This is a genomic window from Ekhidna sp. (assembly GCF_039940915.1).
GTDB lineage: Bacteria > Bacteroidota > Bacteroidia > Cytophagales > Cyclobacteriaceae > Ekhidna.
The window spans coordinates 1685511-1706249 of record NZ_JBDVFO010000002.1; the positions used below are offsets into that span (position 1 = coordinate 1685511).

Annotated in this window: 17 protein-coding genes; 9 read left to right on the forward strand and 8 right to left on the reverse strand. The window is 40.6% G+C overall.

Features of this window, described 5'->3' with window-relative positions; translation table 11 throughout:
• Positions 1 to 72: 72 nt before the first annotated feature.
• Positions 73 to 669 carry a LuxR C-terminal-related transcriptional regulator gene (locus ABJF57_RS12535; RefSeq protein ID WP_462229547.1) on the forward strand — a complete coding sequence of 199 codons (597 nt, stop codon included), beginning with the start codon at positions 73 to 75 and terminating at the stop codon, positions 667 to 669.
• Here the strand turns inward: ABJF57_RS12535 and ABJF57_RS12540 are convergent.
• Positions 653 to 3910 (reverse strand): PAS domain-containing sensor histidine kinase, encoded by a 3258-nt coding sequence (locus ABJF57_RS12540; RefSeq protein WP_462229550.1) that lies wholly within the window; start codon positions 3908 to 3910, stop codon positions 653 to 655. The two genes, ABJF57_RS12535 and ABJF57_RS12540, sit on opposite strands and share 17 nt — an antisense overlap.
• A 341-nt stretch (positions 3911 to 4251) precedes the next feature.
• Here ABJF57_RS12540 and ABJF57_RS12545 point away from each other — a divergent pair, with 341 nt between their 5' ends.
• The 4 genes from ABJF57_RS12545 to ABJF57_RS12560 all read left to right on the forward strand — a co-directional run bounded on the left by ABJF57_RS12545 (position 4252) and on the right by ABJF57_RS12560 (position 8400).
• Entirely contained in the window at positions 4252 to 5283 is a 1032-nt protein-coding gene (locus tag ABJF57_RS12545; protein WP_462229552.1) for an extracellular solute-binding protein, read from the forward strand.
• Complete coding sequence (locus tag ABJF57_RS12550; protein WP_462229554.1) at positions 5264 to 6838, forward strand: ABC transporter permease; 1575 nt, start codon at positions 5264 to 5266, stop codon at positions 6836 to 6838. The genes ABJF57_RS12545 and ABJF57_RS12550 overlap by 20 nt, the downstream gene beginning before the upstream one ends.
• Positions 6835 to 7845, forward strand: a complete 1011-nt coding sequence (locus ABJF57_RS12555) for an ABC transporter ATP-binding protein (protein WP_462229556.1) — start codon at positions 6835 to 6837, stop codon at positions 7843 to 7845. The genes ABJF57_RS12550 and ABJF57_RS12555 overlap by 4 nt, the downstream gene beginning before the upstream one ends.
• A 360-nt stretch (positions 7846 to 8205) precedes the next feature.
• Positions 8206 to 8400: a PspC domain-containing protein gene (locus tag ABJF57_RS12560; RefSeq protein WP_462235936.1), complete on the forward strand. Its 195-nt coding sequence runs from the start codon at positions 8206 to 8208 to the stop codon at positions 8398 to 8400.
• Here the strand turns inward: ABJF57_RS12560 and ABJF57_RS12565 are convergent.
• The 7 genes from ABJF57_RS12565 to carB form a co-directional block, all read right to left on the reverse strand.
• On the reverse strand, positions 8397 to 9536 hold the full coding sequence (locus ABJF57_RS12565; protein WP_462229560.1) for a formimidoylglutamase: 1140 nt from the start codon (positions 9534 to 9536) through the stop codon (positions 8397 to 8399). The genes ABJF57_RS12560 and ABJF57_RS12565 overlap by 4 nt on opposite strands.
• Before the next feature lie 81 nt (positions 9537 to 9617).
• Complete coding sequence (locus tag ABJF57_RS12570; protein WP_462229562.1) at positions 9618 to 9959, reverse strand: hypothetical protein; 342 nt, start codon at positions 9957 to 9959, stop codon at positions 9618 to 9620.
• Between the two features lie 99 nt (positions 9960 to 10058).
• On the reverse strand, positions 10059 to 10391 hold the full coding sequence (locus ABJF57_RS12575; RefSeq protein WP_462229564.1) for a hypothetical protein: 333 nt from the start codon (positions 10389 to 10391) through the stop codon (positions 10059 to 10061).
• A 160-nt stretch (positions 10392 to 10551) separates the two neighbouring features.
• Positions 10552 to 11847 (reverse strand): NADH:ubiquinone reductase (Na(+)-transporting) subunit F, encoded by a 1296-nt coding sequence (gene nqrF, locus ABJF57_RS12580; RefSeq protein ID WP_462229566.1) that lies wholly within the window; start codon positions 11845 to 11847, stop codon positions 10552 to 10554.
• Between the two features lie 127 nt (positions 11848 to 11974).
• The gene (gene accD, locus ABJF57_RS12585) at positions 11975 to 12814 is read right to left on the reverse strand and encodes an acetyl-CoA carboxylase, carboxyltransferase subunit beta (protein WP_462229568.1); all 840 of its coding nucleotides are present in this window, start codon (positions 12812 to 12814) and stop codon (positions 11975 to 11977) included.
• Between the two features lie 97 nt (positions 12815 to 12911).
• Positions 12912 to 13157 (reverse strand): DUF4834 family protein, encoded by a 246-nt coding sequence (locus ABJF57_RS12590; RefSeq protein WP_462229570.1) that lies wholly within the window; start codon positions 13155 to 13157, stop codon positions 12912 to 12914.
• Positions 13158 to 13168: 11 nt separating this feature from the next.
• Positions 13169 to 15985 (reverse strand): carbamoyl-phosphate synthase large subunit, encoded by a 2817-nt coding sequence (gene carB / locus ABJF57_RS12595; RefSeq protein ID WP_462229572.1) that lies wholly within the window; start codon positions 15983 to 15985, stop codon positions 13169 to 13171.
• A 181-nt stretch (positions 15986 to 16166) separates the two neighbouring features.
• Between carB and pcaF the strand changes: the two genes are divergently transcribed.
• From pcaF to paaZ, 4 genes are read left to right on the forward strand one after another with little or no spacing between them, the layout of a single operon-like run.
• Complete coding sequence (gene pcaF / locus ABJF57_RS12600; protein ID WP_462229574.1) at positions 16167 to 17372, forward strand: 3-oxoadipyl-CoA thiolase; 1206 nt, start codon at positions 16167 to 16169, stop codon at positions 17370 to 17372.
• A gap of 14 nt (positions 17373 to 17386) precedes the next feature.
• Positions 17387 to 17980 carry an acyltransferase gene (locus ABJF57_RS12605; RefSeq protein ID WP_462229576.1) on the forward strand — a complete coding sequence of 198 codons (594 nt, stop codon included), beginning with the start codon at positions 17387 to 17389 and terminating at the stop codon, positions 17978 to 17980.
• Between the two features lie 33 nt (positions 17981 to 18013).
• Complete coding sequence (locus ABJF57_RS12610) at positions 18014 to 18631, forward strand: deoxynucleoside kinase (protein ID WP_462230420.1); 618 nt, start codon at positions 18014 to 18016, stop codon at positions 18629 to 18631.
• A 54-nt stretch (positions 18632 to 18685) separates the two neighbouring features.
• Positions 18686 to 20737: a phenylacetic acid degradation bifunctional protein PaaZ gene (gene paaZ, locus ABJF57_RS12615; protein ID WP_462229578.1), complete on the forward strand. Its 2052-nt coding sequence runs from the start codon at positions 18686 to 18688 to the stop codon at positions 20735 to 20737.
• Positions 20738 to 20739: the final 2 nt, after the last annotated feature.

Consider the following 20739-nt stretch of genomic DNA (forward strand, 5'->3'; position numbering starts at 1 on the left):
TTTTCGAATACTATCAATTTATAAGATTTTGTGAGATATTACAATTGAAAGTCTTACGAAAGGGTTCACAAAATGAAAGAGATATTTATTGTATCCAAAAATGCTTCTTTATCTAATTACCTCTTCCTACTGCTGGACGAAATATGTCCGAATACAATATCCCTTGGATCGGAGTTTGCAAACTCCGCTGACTTGATCATCATAGATTCTGAAACAATTTCCCCTGTTGAGATGGAAGCATATCGTCGAGAAATTCCCACAATCCTATTCGGCTTTGAGCTCCGTCCCGCGCTCATTCAATACACCACTCAATATGACATAAACGGAATCATCTCGCTCTCGATGGAAGCTTCCGATATTTTAAAAACACTCCAAGTAGCTTTAGAAAATGACATCTACTACAATGAAACAATGATTGGAATGTTATTCTCTAACAAGGCCAACGCGATTGCCGAAAGGATTATGTCTCTGACCGATAGAGAAAATGAAATTTTGATACTCATGATGAAAGATTTGACAAATGAAGAAATTGCCCAAAATCTGGATCTTAGCGTGAGGACGGTAAATGCTCACAAAGGAAACATCATGAGAAAAATAGGGTCTAAAACGACCAGTGGATTGATTCAAACATTACTCAATTATTCAGCAAATTTTAGAAATTCGCTTTAAGTCCGTTTTCTTTATCTACTTCTACTCCTCCTCCCAATTGTTTCACAAAAGTTTTTACAAGAGAGATCCCTAATCCTGTGCTACTTTCTAGTGTTTCAGGCCTGAGTTTTTTTCCATTATTCAGAACTCGAAGCGTATAACTTCCTTTTTTTCTTGTAAAAAGAATTGAAATCTTACCTGGCTGTCCTACTTCAAATCCATGCTTTAGTGCATTTCCAACCATTTCGCTTACCATCAAGCCAATCAAAAGGGCTTTCTCTACGTCAAGAATAATCTTGTCTGACTTAACCTCAATTTTAATCACAGAAGAGCCCTGGAGAATCTGCAACTCCTGTGCTATATGCTCTAAATATTCACTAATATTGATTTCTGAGACATTGTTAAATGTATAAAGCTTGTCATGGATCACTGACATAGCTTTAATTCGGTCATTCACTTCATTAAAAATGGCTTTGGCTTTGTCTCCTTCAAGGTCATAAGATTTGAGAGCAAGGATGGAAGAAATGAGCTGCATGTTATTTTTCACTCTGTGGTGCACTTCCTTTATTAGCACATTCTTTTCTTCGAGCGAAGACTCCAGTTGCTTTTGCAGGCGCTTATCAGCAGTCACATCATAGATAACTCCAACCATGCCTTTTATTTTTTCATTGTGATCTCTTAATATTCTTGTAAAAGATCTCAAATATTTTTCCTCATTGTCAATTTTTACTCTGAAATCTGACTCCAGGAAATTGATCCCTTGCTTAACCATATCACGGCTTTCCTCAATTACCTTTTTGTCATCTTCAACAAAATAGGGTACAAGGTCTTTGATTGTTGCAGGCTTATTGACCATCGTGAAAATAGAATACATCTGATCTTCCCAGAAGACTTCATCCAACTCTCGATCATACTCCCACACCCCTAAGTTGGCAATTTCAGTTGCAAGAAGTATCCTGTCTGACAACCGTCGAATTTTTTGCTCTGCATTCTTCTGTTCAGTGATGTCTTGTACCGTACCAATCATCCTAACAGACCTACCCATACCATCCTTAATCATTTTCCCTCGACCTGATATCCATTTTATCTTTCCGGTCATGAGATTTATGATTCGATAGACATGAAAAAAATCTCTTCCTTCCTTAATGCTCTTCTTAATTTTTTCTTCAAATTCTTGCAAATCTTCCGGGTGAACTAGTCGCTGAATCACTGAGGCATGCCTTTGATTTTTGTCAAAACCCATCATAGAAATCATCTCATCAGACGGAATAAAGCTTTTAGCATCTACATCGTATTCGTAGTTACCTATTTTCGATATCCTCTGTGCTTCCAATAATTTAGCCTGACTATCTTGCAGCTTGCGCTCTGCCACCTTCAGGTTGGTCACATCAAGCATCCCAGTAATGGATCGTTCAAAATTGCCATCCTCATCGTACTCAGCAACAGCAGAAAGCAAAACATCCATAACTTCACCTGACTTCTTCACATATTGGTATTCAATATTTCGAATGGATCCGTCCTCGAATAATTTTTTCAAATTTGCCTGTATGACTCCTTGCCCCCTTTCCACCATGAAGTCCTCCGGAGACCTGCCAATGACCTCATTTCTTTCAAAGCCCATCTTCTCCAACCAAAAATCGCTCACACTGATTATTTCTAGCTTTTCATTGATTGAGTGCATCATCACAGGTGCCTTATTATAGATGCTTCGATACTTTCTAAGTGATTTCTCAAGTGCCATTTCTATTTCCTTACGCGTATTAATGTTTTGTAAGGAGATAACAGCTCCAAAGGGCTCATTGAGGCGCGTTGCACGTAGGTTATACCACTTCTCATCATGCAGCTTCATCTCATGATCCAGTGACTTGATTTGTTTAGATAGAATTGATTTTAAGCCGTCTGTGAGATATTCTCCATCTCCAAAAAAATCCATAAAATCGAAGACAGATCGTCCAACTTCTAATGCTGCGAACGGTCTATTTTTTATGTATAGTTTGAGGTTTCTATTCACACTCAAAATGACCCCATTACCATCCACCACAAGAATGGCCTCATCCAAAGCATCCAGAACGCCTTGCTTCAAAGATTCTTCTCTCTTCAACTTTTTCCCTGCTTCTGTATATTCACTTATATCCTCAGTGAAGTAAACCACATTGTCAAGATTTCCAAAGGCATCATAGAGTGGATAGTACTTAATCCTGTATGTTTTTGATTCGCCAACGTGCGTTAATGGAATTTCGGCTTCTACCTCTCCTTGCTCCCCTTTAAATGCTTTTTTTATCGACTCTACGTGTGAATCCTTGGTGAAAAGGTTATTATCAAAGAGGTTAAACTTATTGATGTATTCATCCAAGTCAATCATCCAATACTCTGCTGATTTAGAGTTAGCAGCAACCATCGTCCCTTCTCTGTCATAAATCGTTATGGCATAGGGAGCTTCGTTGATCATTTCTTTGTATCGTGACTCGCTTTCTTTAAGAAGAAGGCGTGAATTTTTCTTGTCAGTTATGTCAAGCATAAGTCCTCGGAGAAGCTCAGGCTTCCCGTTCACTTTGACTACTTCCACCATATCCTGTACCCATATTATGCCGCCATTTTGATGCACCAAACGGTACTCTAATTGATAGTTATCTGAATCAGGAGCTTTATTCCTTTCATAGCCTATCACTCGCTCCCTGTCTTCTTCAAAAATTCTTGATTGCCAAAAACGCTCTTCCAGCCAGTTTTCTATTGGGAACCCCAACAATTCGCTCGCCTTAGGACTTATGTAAGAAAAAGTCTGGGTACCAATCTTTGTTTCCCAGACTACCGCATTTAAATTTTCTACCAGTATCCTGTAACGTCCCTCTTCGTGTTGAATCTTTTGTTCATATAATACTTTATCAGTGATGTCTGCCATGTTACAGATGGCACCAACAAGCTTTTCTTTATCATCATAAAACGGCGATGCATCGATTGACAGCCATCTTTTTTCACCATTGATAAAAATCCCTTGTGTGGCAGAAGTAATGACCTCTTCATTATTTAAAACAGAATATAGGGCATGCTCTTTTTCCCCTAGAATTTCATCTTGTGCATCAAATTTGGTCACTTGAAAAGATGAATAATGGAGTCCAATCAGATCAGAATCTTCACTTATATTTAATAGACTAAAAACTGCCTTATTGGCATAAACTACCACGCCTTCCAGGTTTACCTGCAAAACTCCATAGGGCATGCTTTCCAAAACATTCTGGTGATGTATGTTAATGTGAGTATCCAATCTTTTAGCCGACTTTATTCGGCTAGGATAAAATTATGAGAATAACCTGACATCAGGTTCCAAAAAAAGAATTGATTTTAAGATTAGTCATTTTAACTAAATCAATTTCATCATAACCACGAAGAAGCTATTTTAAGCTACTTGTATCTCTTTGTAGTGAAGAAATTAGTCTTACTCAAAGAAGAAATTTATAGCGATTCTCTTCGTAAGCAGTGAATTAAAATACAATGCGTTCAGCAGTGTGATTAGGTGATTAGGTGCCTCGGGAGGGGTACCTTTTTTTTGCTCAAAAAGCCTATTTAGATTGATTCTAAATAATTACATTTGCCAAAAAAAAACGCATGAGATACATAAAGCTTTTGTTGCTCGCATTTACTATCGCCTGTTCAGGCACCAAGGATAGCAAAGAGGAGAGCGCCTCCACTCAGGATCAGGTGCTAAATGTCTATTCACACAGACACTATGATGCTGACAAGCAAGCATTTGAGCGGTTTACTGAAGAAACAGGCATAAAGATCAATTTGGTAAAAGCCGGTGCGGATGAATTGATCAGTCGATTGGAGATGGAAGGAGAGAATTCTCCCGCTGACGTTTTGATTACAGTGGATGCCGCAAAGCTGAACCGTGCAAAATCAATGGGTTTACTTCAATCAGTAGAAGCCAAAACGAACAATAAAGATGGCTTCATCGATCCGGACAAAAACTGGTACGCCATTACCTATCGTGCAAGAGTAATTGCGTATGACAAAGAAGATGTAGCTATTTCTGAGCTTTCGACCTACGAAGATTTGGCAAGCGAAAAATGGAAGAATCGAATTTTAATCAGATCCTCAAGCAGCTCGTACAATCAATCTTTGCTCTCATCTATAATTTATGAAAATGGTGCGGACATTGCTGGCAAATGGGCAATAGGAATTGTAGAAAACATGGCTCGTGAACCTAAAGGTGGAGATCGTGATCAAATAAAGGCTATTGCATCGGGTGTAGGTGATCTTGCCATAGTTAATACCTACTATGTGGGATTGTTATTGAACTCCGATAATCCAGAAGAGGTAAAGGCCGGGCAAAGGGTAGGAATCTACTTTCCAAATCAAGAAGGACGGGGCGGACACATAAACATCAGTGGTGTTGGCGTTACTAAAAATGCTCCAAACAAAGCAAACGCGATCAAGTTCATAGAATTTTTGACTAGCGAAAAAATACAGAAGTTCTATGCTTCCACTTCGTTCGAATTTCCTGTTCATAACAATGTTGCTCCAGATTCAACGATCGCTGCCTGGGGAGAATTCAAAATAGATGATCTTGACTATGCTTCAAATCCAGATTTACTAGATCAGGCAATAAAACTATTTGATGAAGCTGGCTGGAATTAAAACACCCAGACATCTTTATTGGCGACTCGCTACAAACATCATACTGGTGGCTATTTTGCTACCACTGGTGTTGGTGGCGAGTCGTTCATTTATGCTTGATGCCTCAAATCTTAAGCATATTGCCAGCAACGTCCTCCCCCTCTACCTTAAGAATACTTCCCTTTTAGTAATCGGCACCTCATTGCTTTCACTTCTCATTGGTGTTTCCACTGCATGGTTTGTCACTGTTTATGATTTCCCATTTAGACGTCAGTTTGAATGGATGCTTATTCTTCCACTTTCTATTCCCACATTCATCAATGCCATCGCGTATGTTGGTCTCACGGATTATGCTGGTCCTGTTAGAATTTTCCTTAGGTGGCTCAATGCGGATGTCTACTTAGATATTATGAATCACTTCGGGGCAGTTTTCGTTATGAGTCTGGTGTTGTATCCTTACGTATATGTCACGTCAAGATCAGCATTCCTTCTCCAATCTGCATCTCTAATAGAAGTCTCTCGATCTTTGGGTCAGTCAATTAGAAAAACGTTCCGAAAAGTGGTTTTACCATTGGCATGGCCCGCCATATTTGCAGGGTTAATTCTGGTAATTATGGAAGTGCTCAATGACTATGGAGTGGTCTCCTATTTCGGAATTCCCACCTTTACTGTGGGAATATTTAGATCCTGGCTCGCGCTAGGTGACCTCTCTACGGCGGTATTTCTTTCCGTGATCGTTCTCACTTTCGTGTTGATTTTACTGATCATGGAATTTAAAGCCAATCAAAACAAGAAATTCTCAAACGACAAAACAGAAAGAGTCTTCACTCGATTAAAACCAAAAAGAAAGTGGCTTGTCTTTGCGTTTTGCATGCTTCCCTTTTTTTTAGGATTTATCGTGCCAGTAGGGCAACTAATATGGTGGTTTATACTCGCCTATTCTCATGATGTCTGGTCGCATTTATTAACACTTGCTGCAAATACTGCCATACTAGGTTCATTATCAAGTATCATCATTTTATCACTCTCAATCATTCTTGCATATACGTTCCGATTGGTGGATAAAAAGGGATTCAAAAAAACGCTGAGTAAACTTCCTATGCTCGGATATGCCATGCCTGGAGCAGTGATAGCAGTAGGAATAGTGGCTTTGGTATTACTCATCAATCCAAATCTGATCTATTCTGGAATCGCCGCATTAATTTTTGGCTATACCGTAAGATTTTTTGCCGTTGGCTATGGGTCTATAGAATCCGGGTTTGAAAAAATATCTCGCCAAATAGATGATGTCGCCGTTTCTCTAGGTAGCAACTCTCTCAAAAATTTGCTGAAAATTCATATTCCAATTTTGAAACCTGCACTTCTGGGTGCATTGATAATGGTATTTGTAGATGTCGCCAAAGAGCTACCTATAACCCTAATATTACGTCCATTTAATTATGAGACGCTAGCCACCAATGCTTTTCAATATGCTAAGGATGAAATGGCGCCCAGAGCGGCATCCTCTAGTTTGCTTATTATTTTTGCGAGTGCCATTCCCGTTTACTATTTAAATAGAATTCTGCATAGAAAGTGAATCTCCGTCTAGAGCATATCAGCAAAAGTTTTGAAAATACCAGGGTACTGGACGATGTTTCCTTTTCTATTCAAAAAGGAGAAATATTGTCACTGACTGGTGAAAGTGGGTGTGGAAAAAGTACGCTATTGAGAATAATCTCCGGACTTGAAATTCCTGATGCGGGAAAAATCATTCTGAATGATGAAGAGATCACTGATTGGCGACCTGAGCAAAGGAATTTTGGTTTTGTTTTTCAGAATTTAGCTCTTTTCCCTCACCTGACTGTAAGAGACAACATCTTCTATGCAATAAAAAAGAAGCGTCAATCTTTTGATGAGCTGCAGGGACTATTAGAAATGACAGGCCTGAAAGGCCTGGATAAGCGCTATCCCCATGAACTGTCTGGCGGTCAGCAGCAACGTGTTGCACTCGCACGCGCTCTTGCTATCAAACCACAGTTGCTTATTTTGGACGAGCCCTTCAGCAGCCTAGATGAGTTATTGAAAGCAAAGATTCGGGAAGAGATTTTCGAACTGTTAAGATCATTGCAAATAACAACTATCCTGGTAAGTCATCAAGCCTCGGATGCCTTTCTTATCGCTGACAAACTGGTGGTAATGCGGCATGGACAGATCCAACAAATTGGCTCACCTACCGAAGTTTATCAGAAACCAGTTTCGCCATACGTGTCTGATTTCTTTGGAGCGAGTGTAATTCTTAAAGGCAAAAGTGAGAATGGAAGTGATATTCAGACCTCTTTTGGCACCCTTCAAATCACTAATCCCAGAACTGAAGATCTTCAACTTTTCGTAAGACCTGAAAATATTTCGATCAGTACTTCACATGACTACAATCTTGCCGGATTCATTGTGAAAAAAGAGTTTAAAGGACCTCACGATGTGCTTAAAATCGGAAATGAAAACTCTGAGGAGTTAATCTCGTTAGAAACTGAGAGATGTTCGCTTGATGTCGGTGAAGCCATCTACTTAAAAGTGCCTGAATCTCACGTACTGATATTTCAGTAGTGTTCATTCTCCTTGCTTGGCTGTTCGTTATTGTACAAAAACATTTTTTTTGATACTTATAATTATCTGATTATCAGCTAATTATAAATAATGGCACACCATTTGTGTTTAAAAGTGCAAATGGCAACCAACCGAACAAATATCAAATTAAGCCGAACATTACTCATTTTACTGGGCATTGTGTTAGCGTGTCTTCTTACGCTAAATGCCAGATCACTATATTCTGCAGACTTACACCATAGTCAACCGACCAATACCCCTAAAGCAGAAACAAAATCTCCAAAAACCTTTTTAGACAAAATTGGATCAATCAGTTTTAAAAATATTCCTAAAAAAATCTCATCTTTAAACTAAAGAAGAATGGAAATGACAAAACGACTTTTCAGATCGAATGATCGAATGCTTGGCGGAGTATGCGCTGGGATAGCAGATTACATTGGCTGGGATCCAACACTTGTGAGAATTGCCTATATCGTATTATCTATTGTTAGTGCCGCTTTCCCCGGGTTGCTGGTGTATCTAATCCTATGGATTGTGATACCTCCCAAGTACTAAGCTTTATTATAAAAGCTCATCCACCTATCAGGTAGCTCGCCCTTTAGGGCCAAGTCATAATCGCTATGGTTGCACGCAATCATTCGATTCCTGTTAAACAGGCCTTCTGCTTCTGGATTTGGAACCTCCATCCACCATCTTTCAGAAAGTTTGCTCTTGTAGAAACGAATGGTTTCTGGCTCACCTCCTAAATGAACCTCATACATGAGGTAATCATTGGACTTGAAATTTTTGTCTCCTTTCCGGTGGTAGTATCCTTCAATAAAATACCAAAGCATGGTAGCCATCACAAAGGCTGTTTTACGATCGTCAGAATCCTGAAAAGCATTGTAATTGTATAGTCCTACGGAGCTCATTTTTTCGTTTTGGCCAGCATACCAACACAATTGACATGCTTCCTCTCCAGTCAGCCCATATACTTTTGAATTAGTTGCTCCAGGCGCATAAAATGCCTGTAACGCTGACATGTCAAATGACATCATATCAGCATCTCTGACAATCGGTTCAATTTCTTTAATATTTTCCTTAACCACACCTAATCTAACTGACTCAAAAGAAAGCTTTTCCAGTAACTCTATGGATTTCTGATCCGTTAGGTAGCTCTGAAATGCCAGGTGATAATAGCTGAAAAGGTAGTTTGGACTATGTTTGAAGATTTTACCTATGTGATCTCTGGACGCAAGTTTTTCATCATCCAAATCCATTTCGTTATCTATATTAAGAACAGAAATCAGTTTGTCAGATTCTTCATAAGCGAAATATTGACCAAGATCTAAGTCATGACTTCCTCCAAAGAGTATTGGAATAATGTTCTTATCCATCAGGTAGCTACATACCTCTTTTAACCTTAGATAAGTATCTTCCAGTTTTGGTCCGTTTCTGAAATTTCCGAGATCAACTATCCCATAATCACCAAAACCCTTCTTCAATTGATACAATTGCTTTCGAATCTCATCAGCCGACTTAAGATCTGCATTCGTGTCTGCTCCTCGATACTCACTCAATCCTATTAAAGCAATATCCATACCTTCATGGTCGGGCATTTTATGCTTATTAATATAAATGGAGGTTTGAAAGGAAGCAGGTGTCTGATCCACATCTACATCGGTGGGATCAAAGAAAAGTTTTAAGTCCATGAAGCTAAGATAAGTCAGCTAGCGAATAAATCTAGCGTCTAAGTGGCACGTGATCTTGAACTTTATGTCACGAAAGAAAGCTCACAAGATTTCCCAATTGAGCATGTAGTCCGCATGATCCGAAACCTCTTCATTCAAGGTAAGTATCGTCCCATAGTGTCCTTGCTCTTGCGTCATATCTAGATGGAAAGTTCCGAGATGGTCGTTTCGACTGGTATAGTCATAGTCCCATAACTCAAGCGCCATCCAATGGCCTTCAAATTTCCCACCTATACTCACCTCAATAGCCTCATCTACACCTATTTTCAAATACTTAGATTTTTGTGGCCAAACTTTCCTGTCGCTGATTTTCAAAAAAATTTCATCTTTGTCTGACTCATCAGGTACGTTGCAAATTATCGCATGAATTTTAATCTGTGGCATGGTGGTGTGGTATGCAGTTCAAGATATATATAATTGACTTACTGCCTCAAAAAAAAAGCCTCGCATCCCTGCAAGGCTTTTTCATATCACCCTAAAATCTTATTTGATGGTAAATCCGAACGTTTCTTTTGACCCATTCGGGGATTCAATCATTACAGTGTACGTGCCTTCAGAAAGATCTACTAACCTCGAAACATCAACACGCTGAGACTTCAAGATCTCATCCACTTTGTCATTAATAACTACACGAGATTTATCGGTAGTCAAATTTCTTAAGAAAGCTTTAGTTCCTTTTGGATAGACTGGTTGTCCACTTTCAAATTCTGCAGCAGGTTTTGAAAATTCAATGCTAGGTGACTCGGTAACAGTTGCTGAAGAGTCAGAATTGATCCCACTAAATGCCAGTGTTAGAACTAAAACGAAATGAATCATAATGAAGGGTGTTTAATATTTACATGACAAAGATGCAAAACAGTAACACAGAATAACAGACGTGATTTACTGAATTCATGCTAGTGAAAACGCCTATATGTATTCAATAAAAAAGCCCCGCATTAGATGCGAGGCTTTAATCTTTTTTTTGAATCTTTACCTACCCTCCAAAGTCGTCAAATCGGATGTTTTCATCTGGGATACCGAAATCTTCGCCCATTTTCTGAACCGCCTGGTTCATCAATGGAGGTCCACAGAAGTAAAGCTCAATTTCTTCAGGATTATCATGCTTGCTTAAGTAATAATCTATCACCGCTTGATGCACAAATCCTGTAAAACCATCACCTTCATCTTCCATGCTATTTTTTGCATTCCAGTTGTCCTCTTCAAGCGGCTCGGAAAGCACTACATGGAACGAGAAATTTGGGAAATTCTTTTCGAGATCAAGGAAATGATCAAGATAGAAAAGCTCTCTTTTGGAACGCCCTCCGTACCAATAACTTACTTTTCTTCCTGTCTTCAAGGTCTTAAATAGATGATACAGATGTGAACGCATTGGAGCCATTCCTGCACCTCCTCCTACGTAAAGCATTTCTGCATCAGATGGATTAATGAAAAACTCTCCATAAGGTCCTGAAATAGTCACCTTATCGCCCTTTTTCAAACCAAAAATGTATGAAGAAGCGATTCCTGGATTCACATTCATCCATCCGTTCTTTGCTCTGTCCCAAGGTGGGGTAGCTATACGTACATTGAGCATGATCTCACGTCCTTCAGCTGGGTATGAAGCCATGGAATATGCACGCTCGATGGTTTCATCATTTTTCATTTTCAAATCCCATAGACCAAATTTGTCCCACTCCATTTGGAATTTATTGGGATCATCATGCTCCTCAGGATGAGCAGCGATATCCATATCCTTGAAATCAACCTCACATTTAGGGACTTCAATCTGGATATAGCCTCCTGCCTCGTAATCCATCTCTTCTGGTATTTCTACCACAAATTCTTTAATAAAGGAGGCCACGTTCCAGTTTCTTACTACCGTAGCTTCCCATTTCTTAATTCCAAAGATTTCTTCAGGAATCTCGATTTTCATGTCATTTTTCACTTTGACCTGACAGGCCAAACGGACATTCTCTTTTTGCTCGGTTCTGCTCAGGTGACCTACCTCTGTAGGTAAAACATCCCCTCCTCCTTCTACGACGGTACATTTACACATGGCACATGTACCTCCGCCTCCACATGCAGATGGTAAGAAAACACTCTTCTGTGAAAGTGTAGAAAGAAGTGTTGAGCCAGCGGTCGTAACCATCGGATTGTCCGAATCACCATTTACAGTGATTTTAACAGGGCCTGACTGAACCAACTTTGATTGCGCCAGTAGCAGTATTAAAACTAAGAGTAGAATTAAAACCGTGAAGGCAATGATTGAAGTAATGACAATTGAAGACATATGTCTAAAACCTTTTTATTTAAAAAATCGGGGCAAATATAGTTGATATGAAACACCATATTCACCGATAAATAGAACCTTTTTTTGTTCCCGGCTTTATAACACCAGGAATCTATAAAATGTTGGACTAATCCAGCATTTTTAACAACATAGTTAGTCGAGATTTCAGCTGACGTCTATCAACAATGAAATCTAGGAAACCATGATCTAAAACAAATTCAGAGCTTTGAAATCCCTTAGGTAAATCCTTACCTATGGTTTCTCTGATAACTCTCGGTCCGGCAAAGCCAATCAAAGCTTCCGGTTCCGCGATATTGAAATCTCCCAACATGGCATAAGAGGCTGTAACTCCTCCGGTGGTCGGGTCAGTTAAAAGTGAGATGTATGGAATTTTCGCCTCTGAGAGCAATGCCAACTTGGCTGAAGTTTTTGCCATTTGCATTAGAGAAAAGCCAGCTTCCATCATTCGAGCACCTCCTGATTTCGAAATCATCAAAAAAGGAATCTTCTTTTTTAAAGAGTGATCGATTGCGCGAGCGATTTTTTCCCCAACCACGGAACCCATCGAACCTCCTATAAAAGAGAAGTCCATACAGGCAACAACAATATTTACTCCGTTCATCTTGCCAGCTGCACTTCTTACGGCATCTTTCAACTCCGTCTTTTTCTGTGTTGCCACAATACGAGCAGGATACTTTTTGGTATCTTCAAACTTCAAGGGATCACCAGAAGTGAGATCCTCATCTAACTCAGTAAACTTATTGTTGTCAAATAGTATTTCGAAATACTCCTTGGAGCCAATACGTACGTGGTAATCATCATCCGGACACACATAAGAATTGTTTTTCAACTCTCGCATGTGAATGATTGAACCACTAGGAGTTTTGTACCAGAGTCCATCCGGCACTTCCTTCTTGTCTTCAGTCTTTGTGAGTATCCCTTTATCTTGTCGCTTAAACCAAGCCATTCGAATCCTTTCTCAGTGAATGAGCAAAGCTAAACGATAATTGCTAAAACGGAACTTGAAATTCCGGAATCAGTTTAGCTCCACCAGCTGCTAATTTTTATTTTACTTCCTCATAGTCCACGTATTCTCCTCCAGTAAACCCATCCTCCTTTTTGCCTCGTCTTTTGGGAATGCGATCAATATTCACGTCGCTATTTCCTGTTCTTCTGGAACTCTGCGAATAGTGCTTCTGTCCAAATTGATCGCGGTTTGCAGACCCCCTAAACATCCCTCGAAAAACAAATGAGGTAATCTTGTGGAAGACATATCCTATCAGAATCAGGATGATTAATATTTTAAACATACTCTTTAAACCTATCGACTCAAATACAAGTTTCGCTCGGCATAAATTTCCATGAAATAATCATCCATCAGATCGTCTATAAAGTATATGGCCTCACCGGTAGATTTCATTTCAGGCCCGAGTTCTTTATTAACATTTGGGAATTTATGGAATGAGAATACTGGCTCTTTGATTGCATAGCCTTTTTTGTAAGGCTTAAAGTCAAAGTCTGTTACTTTATTCTCTCCTAGCATCACTTTGGTGGCATAATTCACATATGGTTCTCTGTATGCCTTGCAGATAAATGGAACAGTACGAGATGCGCGCGGATTGGCCTCAATGATATAGACCTTATCGTCTTTTATTGCAAACTGGATATTGATCAAACCAACGGTTCTTAATGCCACAGCAATCTTTTTGGTGTAATCTTCTATTTGTCGCATGACAAAATCTCCAAGATTATATGGTGGGAGTACCGCATATGAATCTCCAGAGTGAATTCCTGCTGGCTCAATGTGCTGCATGATTCCAATAATATGGACGTTCTTACCGTCACAAATTGCATCTGCCTCAGCTTCGATTGCACCTTCCAAGAAATGGTCTAGCAGAATTTCTCCATCCGGTTTATCCTTTAAAATATCAACCACATGTTGCTCGAGCTCTGTTTCGTTAATTACAATCTTCATGCTCTGTCCTCCCAGCACATAGCTAGGACGAACAAGTAGTGGGAAGCCTAACTCCTTAGAAAGTTCTACTGCCTCCTCGGCATTTTCAATCGTGCCATAAAGAGGATATGGGATTTCTTGCTCTTTCAGCAAATCTGAGAACCTACCCCTCGCCTCTGCTAAGTCGAGCGCCTCGAAAGAAGTACCAATAATTTTAATACCATATCGTTCGAGCTTTTCAGCAAGCTTCAATGCGGTCTGGCCACCAAGCTGAACAATCACGCCTTCTGGCTTTTCATGTAGAATAATGTCGTAGATATGTTCCCAAAAGACCGGTTCGAAATATAGCTTATCGGCAACATCAAAATCAGTGGACACCGTCTCTGGATTACAGTTAATCATGATGGTCTCATAACCACATTCCTTTGCTGCAAGCACTCCATGTACACATGAATAGTCAAATTCAATGCCTTGACCAATTCGGTTGGGTCCGGACCCTAAAACAATGATTTTCTTTTTATCCGAAACCTCTGATTCATTTTCTTCTTCAAAAGTGGAATAGTAGTAGGGTGTCTGAGCTTCAAACTCTGCGGCACATGTGTCCACTAATTTGTAGACTCTTTTGATACCCATATCATTCCTCTTGGCGTAAACCTCGCTTTCCAGACAACCCAGCAAGTGTGCCACCTGTCGATCTGCGTACCCTTTTTGCTTGGCTTCCATGAGGAGTTCCTTTGGAATATCCTCTATGGAGTATTTTTCAATTTCCTTTTCTAGGGTAATCAGTTCCTCAATTTGGTTGAGAAACCAAGGATCTATTTTTGTGAGCTTATGGATGGTTTTGAAAGGAATCCCCAACTTAAAAGCATCGTAGATATGAAAAAGTCTATTCCAGCTTGGATGTTCCAAGCTGTGAAGAATAGCCTCTTGATCTTTTAATTCTCTTCCATCTGCACCCAGACCGTTTCTTTTTATTTCGAGCGATTGACATGCTTTTTGAAGAGCTTCCTGGAAATTTCTACCGATTCCCATAGCTTCTCCCACAGACTTCATTTGCAAACCTAGCTTCCGATCAGAGCCTTTGAATTTATCGAAATTCCATCTTGGGACTTTTACAATTGTGTAGTCGATTGCCGGTTCGAAGAAGGCTGAGGTTGTTTTGGTTATTTGGTTCTTAAGTTCATCCAAATTGTAACCTATGGCCAATTTTGCTGCAATCTTGGCAATCGGATAACCCGTAGCCTTGGAAGCAAGCGCAGAAGATCGAGAAACGCGTGGGTTAATCTCAATGCCAATGATGTCCTCTGAATCGGGATTTACAGAGAATTGCACATTACACCCTCCAGCGAAATGACCGATCCCATTCATCATCAACTTTGCCAAATCTCTCATGTGCTGATAAACAGTATCAGAAAGTGTCATTGCAGGAGCAACCGTGATTGAATCTCCCGTATGTACACCCATTGGATCGAAGTTTTCGATCGAGCAAATGATAATGATATTGCCCAAGTTATCCCTTAAAAGCTCGAGCTCGTATTCCTTCCATCCCAAAATACTCTGCTCAACCAATACCTCATGAATTGGAGAGGCTTGAAGTCCTGCATTTAGTGCATTATCAAATTCTTCGGGGGTATTTACAAATCCTCCACCATATCCTCCAAGCGTGTAGGATGGTCTGATGACGAGCGGGAACCCTATCTCCTGAGCAATCTCTTTTCCTTTCAAGAATGAGGTAGCTGTTTCCCCTCTACATACACCAACACCTAACTCAATCATTTTGTGTCGGAATTTTTCCCGATCCTCTGTGGTCTCTATTGCATCGATATTTACACCGATCATCTCCACCTTATATTTTTCCCAGATCCCTGCCTTATCACAATCTATTGCCAGATTGAGAGCGGTCTGTCCTCCCATGGTTGGTAGTACAGCATCAATCTGAGGATGTTCTTCCAAGATCTCGCGGATGGATTGCTTGGTCAGCGGCTTGAGGTAGACATTGTCGGCCGTGACTGGATCAGTCATTATTGTCGCAGGATTGGAATTGATCAGGGTAACTTCAATTCCTTCTTCGCGAAGAGATTTTGAAGCTTGTGATCCTGAGTAATCAAATTCGCAAGCCTGGCCAATGATAATGGGTCCGCTTCCGATAATTAATACTGATTTGATGTTTGGGTTTTTAGGCATAGGATGAATGTGGTTCCTGTTAGTTAATCAGGTTAAAACAAATTCCGACAAAATTAAAGTATGAAGCATCGGCCACAAAGGAATTTCTTAATTAGTAATGCGGTTAATTTGTAGGTAAGCGAATTGACTGAATATTTGCGCTGTTGCAAATGCGATTTTTTAAAACGACAACTCATAAGAAATGAAAGAAGCATACATAGTTGATGGCATTCGAACGCCTATTGGAAATTTTGGAGGGTCCCTTGGTCCAGTACGAACTGATGATCTCGGTGCGATCGTCATCAAAGAACTCATGGCTCGAAATGGCAACCTTGACCCTGCTTCAATAAATGAGGTAATAATGGGCTGCGCAAACCAGGCTGGTGAGGACAATCGGAATGTTGCTCGAATGTCTTTGCTGCTGGCAGGTCTCCCTTTTTCTGTACCTGGTGAAACGGTCAATCGATTATGTGCATCTGGTATGTCTGCTATTGTTCATGCCAATCGGGCAATCAAAACAGGCGATGGTGATTTGTTCATTTCAGGTGGAGTAGAAAATATGACCAGAGGACCTTGGGTGATTTCCAAATCCGCCAAACCTTATGGCACAGACGCAAAGATGTATGACTCAAGTTTTGGGTGGCGATTCATCAATCCAAAAATGGAGGAACTCTATGGCACAGATGGAATGGGACAAACGGCAGAAAATCTTGTAGAGCTACATAAAATCAGCCGGGAAGATCAGGACACTTTTGCCTATCGATCTCAAATGAAAGCAACTGAAGCTCAAAAAAACGGCCGCCTTGCTGAAGAAATTGTGCCCGTTGAAATTCCTCAAAGAAAAACAGATCCAATCATTTTTGATAAAGATGAATTTGTAAAGCCAAACTCTTCCATTGAGGTGCTGGGCAAGCTAAGAGCTGCTTTCAAAAAAGATGGTTCAGTTAGCGCAGGGAATTCCTCCGGCCTGAATGATGGCGCCGCTGCAGTACTCGTTGCCTCTGACAATGCATTGAAAGACCACAACCTTGAGCCACTTGCTAGAATTGTATCGTCCGGTGTAGTTGGCGTTGAGCCAAGAATCATGGGAATAGGACCTGTTGAGGCATCTAGGTTGGCATTGAAAAAAGCAGGACTCACCATGGATCAAATGGATGTTATTGAGATCAATGAAGCCTTTGCTGCTCAAGCTCTTGCATGCACCCGAACATTGGGCTTGGAGGATGATGACACTCGAATGAATCCAAACGGTGGAGCTATTGCAATTGGTCACCCGCTGGGAATGACTGGTGCGCGAATCACATATTCTGCCGCACTTCAACTCCAAAAGACAAATAAAAAATATGCATTGTGCACCATGTGTATTGGCGTTGGGCAAGGCTATGCGGTTATTTTAGAAAACGTTTAAGGAATCAGTTGAACATGATTTACGAATTCAACAATCTCAGACCCGTCATTCATCCATCCGCATTTGTACACCCGATGGCTGCTGTAACTGGTGATGTCATCATCGGAAAAGATGTCTATGTTGGTCCTGGGGCAGCTATTCGTGGGGACTGGGGCAGGATCGTCATTGAAGATGGGTGCAATGTGCAAGAAAATTGCACCATTCACATGTTTCCCGGCATCACCATTACCCTGAAAGAAAGTGCTCATATTGGTCATGGAGCTATCATTCATGGAGCTCAGATTGGAAGAAATGTACTTGTAGGGATGAATGCCGTAATCATGGATAATGCTGTGATCGGAGATGAAAGCATTGTCGGCGCACTAAGCTTTGTAAAAGCGGATGCCAAATTTGAACCTCGCAGTTTGATTGTGGGTAATCCAGCAAAGAAAATAAAAGAAGTAAGTGATGATATGATTGCTTGGAAAACGGAGGGCACCAAACTTTACCAGCAGCTTCCAAAAGAATGCCAGGAAACGCTTAAAGAATGTACCCCTCTGACAGAAATAGAAGCTAACCGACCCTTAGCATCTGCTGCATATAAAACCTGGAATGAGTCGAAAAAATAATTAGGACTTGAGCTAATCATGATTACAAAGAATATGCACATTGCGGTGTCCGGTAATATTGGAGCAGGCAAAACCACACTTACAGAAATGCTCGCCAAACATTATGGATGGCAAGCAGAATTTGAGTCTGTAGAAGACAACCCGTATCTAGAAGATTTCTATAGTGACATGCACAAGTGGTCCTTTCATCTGCAGGTTTATTTTCTAAATAGCCGATTTGAGCAAATCAATAATTTAAAGAAAGTAGACAAAACAATCATTCAAGATCGGACCATCTACGAGGATGCCTACATTTTTACAGAAAGTTTGTATAAACAGGGCTTTTTCAAAGAACGTGATTATCAAAACTATCAAGCGCTTTTCGCCTCTATGATTGAATACGTAAAGCCACCCGATCTACTTATCTATCTCAAATCAGACATTGGCAAACTTGTGCAAAACATTGAAACGAGGGGTCGTGACTATGAGAATCTTATTCGCATAGAATATCTAAAAGGGCTCAACGAACACTATGAGAATTGGATAGAAGAATATGAAGCAGGAAAGCTCTTGATCATTGATGTTAGCGAAATTGATTTTGTTAAAAACACCGAGGATTTTTCAGACATTGTTTTTAGAATAGACACCGAGCTGCACGGCTTATTTAGCTAATCAACTATTTCATATCTGTTAACTTTACCTAAAGGAATTTAAGAAGCAAGAAATATGGCCATACCAAAAATAAAACATTACATAGCTGGACAGTGGATGGAAGGATCAGGTGATGGGGAAGTCCTTCACCATGCCATTACCGGCGAACCAGTTGCGACTCATACCATTCAAGGAATAGATTTTAAGGATGCATATGATCATGCACGTAATGTTGGAAATGCCACATTAAGGAAAATGACTTTTCAGGAACGCGGGCTAATGTTGAAAGCGCTGGCATTTCACCTGATGGATAACAAAGAAAAGTTTTATGAGGTAAGCAAAGCTACAGGCGCTACAAGGATCGATAGCTGGATTGACATTGAGGGAGGAATTGGAAATGTTTTCTCCAACGCCAGCCTGAGAAGACAGTTTCCTGATCTTCCTTATCACGTGGATGGAGATACTGTTGGATTATCCAAAGGTGGCTCTTTCGTTGGCCATCACATCATGGTGCCTAAGGATGGTGTAGCTGTGCACATCAATGCCTTTAACTTCCCTATTTGGGGAATGCTTGAAAAAGCAGCGGTAAACTGGTTGGCTGGCATGCCTTGCATCGTCAAACCCGCGGAGCAAACCTGCTATCTCACTGAGGCCATGGTGAAAGAAATTATTGATTCAGGGATTTTACCTGAGGGAGCTTTGCAACTTGTCGCCGGTTTTGGGAATGGAATTTTAGATCACGTGGATTCTCAAGATGTGGTAACGTTTACTGGATCTTTTGAAACTGGCAGAAAATTAAAAACCCTTCCACAGATTGTAAATAATTCTGTTCCATTTAATCTGGAGGCAGATTCATTGAACTGCGCCGTACTAGGAGAAGATGCTGTACCGGGCACACCGGAATTTGACTTATTTATTAAAGAAGTGCGCAAAGAAATCACTGTCAAATGTGGTCAGAAATGTACAGCGGTAAGACGAATCATTGTACCGGAGAAGTTGGTAGAGGATGTTCAGATCGCATTGGGCAAGGCCTTCGAGAAAACAACCATTGGAGATCCGAGTGTAGAGGGTGTCCGGATGGGCGCTCTTGCAGGCAAAGAACAACTGGAAGAGGTAACAAAACGTGTAGCTGAACTAGCCAAAACTTCAGACCTTGTATATGGCTCGCTTGACAATATAGGTGAAGCAATGGGTGCAGATTGGAAAAAAGGTGCCTTCATGTCTCCATTACTTTTCGTAAACCAGCGACCATTGGATACAGATGAAGTACACAACATTGAAGCATTTGGCCCGGTGAGTACCATTCTCCCTTATAAAACGATGGATGAGGCTGTTGAGATATCGAAGAGAGGCAAGGGTTCACTTTGTTCTTCCATCACCACTGGCGATGACAAGATTGCTACCCAATATGTAGTTGGAGCTGCAACGCATCATGGAAGAATCTTGGTGTTGAATGAAGCATGTGCGAAAGAATCAACTGGTCATGGATCTCCTATGCCGATGCTTACACATGGTGGACCTGGGCGTGCCGGCGGTGGTGAAGAAATGGGCGGCATGCGTGGAGTCATGCATTACCTACAACGCACAGCGATTCAAGGGTCGCCAACCACACTGACAGAGATTACTCAACAATATCAATATGGTGGAGCATATAAGGATACGGAAAAACATCCCTTCTCTAAGTACTTTGAAGAAATTGAAATCGGTGATACGGTAATTACTGCTAAGCGTACGGTTACAGAATCTGATATCGTGACCTTTGCCAATGTCAGTTGGGATCACTTCTATGCCCACACCGATGTAACGTCACTCGAAGGAACCACATTTGAGGGACGAGTGGCGCATGGCTACTTTATTTTATCTGCCGCAGCAGGTCTATTTGTTCAAGCCAAAAAAGGTCCTGTTCTTTTAAACTATGGCTTAGAAGAATGTCGATTCACCAAGCCTGTTTATCCTGGAATGACAATAGGCGTGCGATGCACGGTTAAAGAGAAAGTTGATCAGGAAAAGAAAGACGATATCGCAAAGGGAATCGTGAAGTTTCTTGTGGATGTTTATGATGAAACAGGAGAGACTGTTGCTATTGCTACAATTTTGACGATGATCAAGAAAAAGGATCAGAGTTGAAT

What these genes read in the sequence shown, in the direction of transcription:
- ABJF57_RS12535 (WP_462229547.1), top strand. Translation starts at nt 73, where the DNA reads ATGAAAGAGATATTTATTGTATCCAAAAATGCTTCTTTATCTAATTAC.
- ABJF57_RS12545 (WP_462229552.1), top strand. Translation starts at nt 4,252, where the DNA reads ATGAGATACATAAAGCTTTTGTTGCTCGCATTTACTATCGCCTGTTCA.
- ABJF57_RS12550 (WP_462229554.1), top strand. Translation starts at nt 5,264, where the DNA reads ATGAAGCTGGCTGGAATTAAAACACCCAGACATCTTTATTGGCGACTC.
- ABJF57_RS12560 (WP_462235936.1), top strand. Translation starts at nt 8,206, where the DNA reads ATGGAAATGACAAAACGACTTTTCAGATCGAATGATCGAATGCTTGGC.
- ABJF57_RS12565 (WP_462229560.1), bottom strand. Translation starts at nt 9,536, where the DNA reads ATGGACTTAAAACTTTTCTTTGATCCCACCGATGTAGATGTGGATCAG.
- ABJF57_RS12570 (WP_462229562.1), bottom strand. Translation starts at nt 9,959, where the DNA reads ATGCCACAGATTAAAATTCATGCGATAATTTGCAACGTACCTGATGAG.
- ABJF57_RS12575 (WP_462229564.1), bottom strand. Translation starts at nt 10,391, where the DNA reads ATGATTCATTTCGTTTTAGTTCTAACACTGGCATTTAGTGGGATCAAT.
- nqrF (WP_462229566.1), bottom strand. Translation starts at nt 11,847, where the DNA reads ATGTCTTCAATTGTCATTACTTCAATCATTGCCTTCACGGTTTTAATT.
- accD (WP_462229568.1), bottom strand. Translation starts at nt 12,814, where the DNA reads ATGGCTTGGTTTAAGCGACAAGATAAAGGGATACTCACAAAGACTGAA.
- ABJF57_RS12590 (WP_462229570.1), bottom strand. Translation starts at nt 13,157, where the DNA reads ATGTTTAAAATATTAATCATCCTGATTCTGATAGGATATGTCTTCCAC.
- carB (WP_462229572.1), bottom strand. Translation starts at nt 15,985, where the DNA reads ATGCCTAAAAACCCAAACATCAAATCAGTATTAATTATCGGAAGCGGA.
- pcaF (WP_462229574.1), top strand. Translation starts at nt 16,167, where the DNA reads ATGAAAGAAGCATACATAGTTGATGGCATTCGAACGCCTATTGGAAAT.
- ABJF57_RS12605 (WP_462229576.1), top strand. Translation starts at nt 17,387, where the DNA reads ATGATTTACGAATTCAACAATCTCAGACCCGTCATTCATCCATCCGCA.
- ABJF57_RS12610 (WP_462230420.1), top strand. Translation starts at nt 18,014, where the DNA reads ATGCACATTGCGGTGTCCGGTAATATTGGAGCAGGCAAAACCACACTT.
- paaZ (WP_462229578.1), top strand. Translation starts at nt 18,686, where the DNA reads ATGGCCATACCAAAAATAAAACATTACATAGCTGGACAGTGGATGGAA.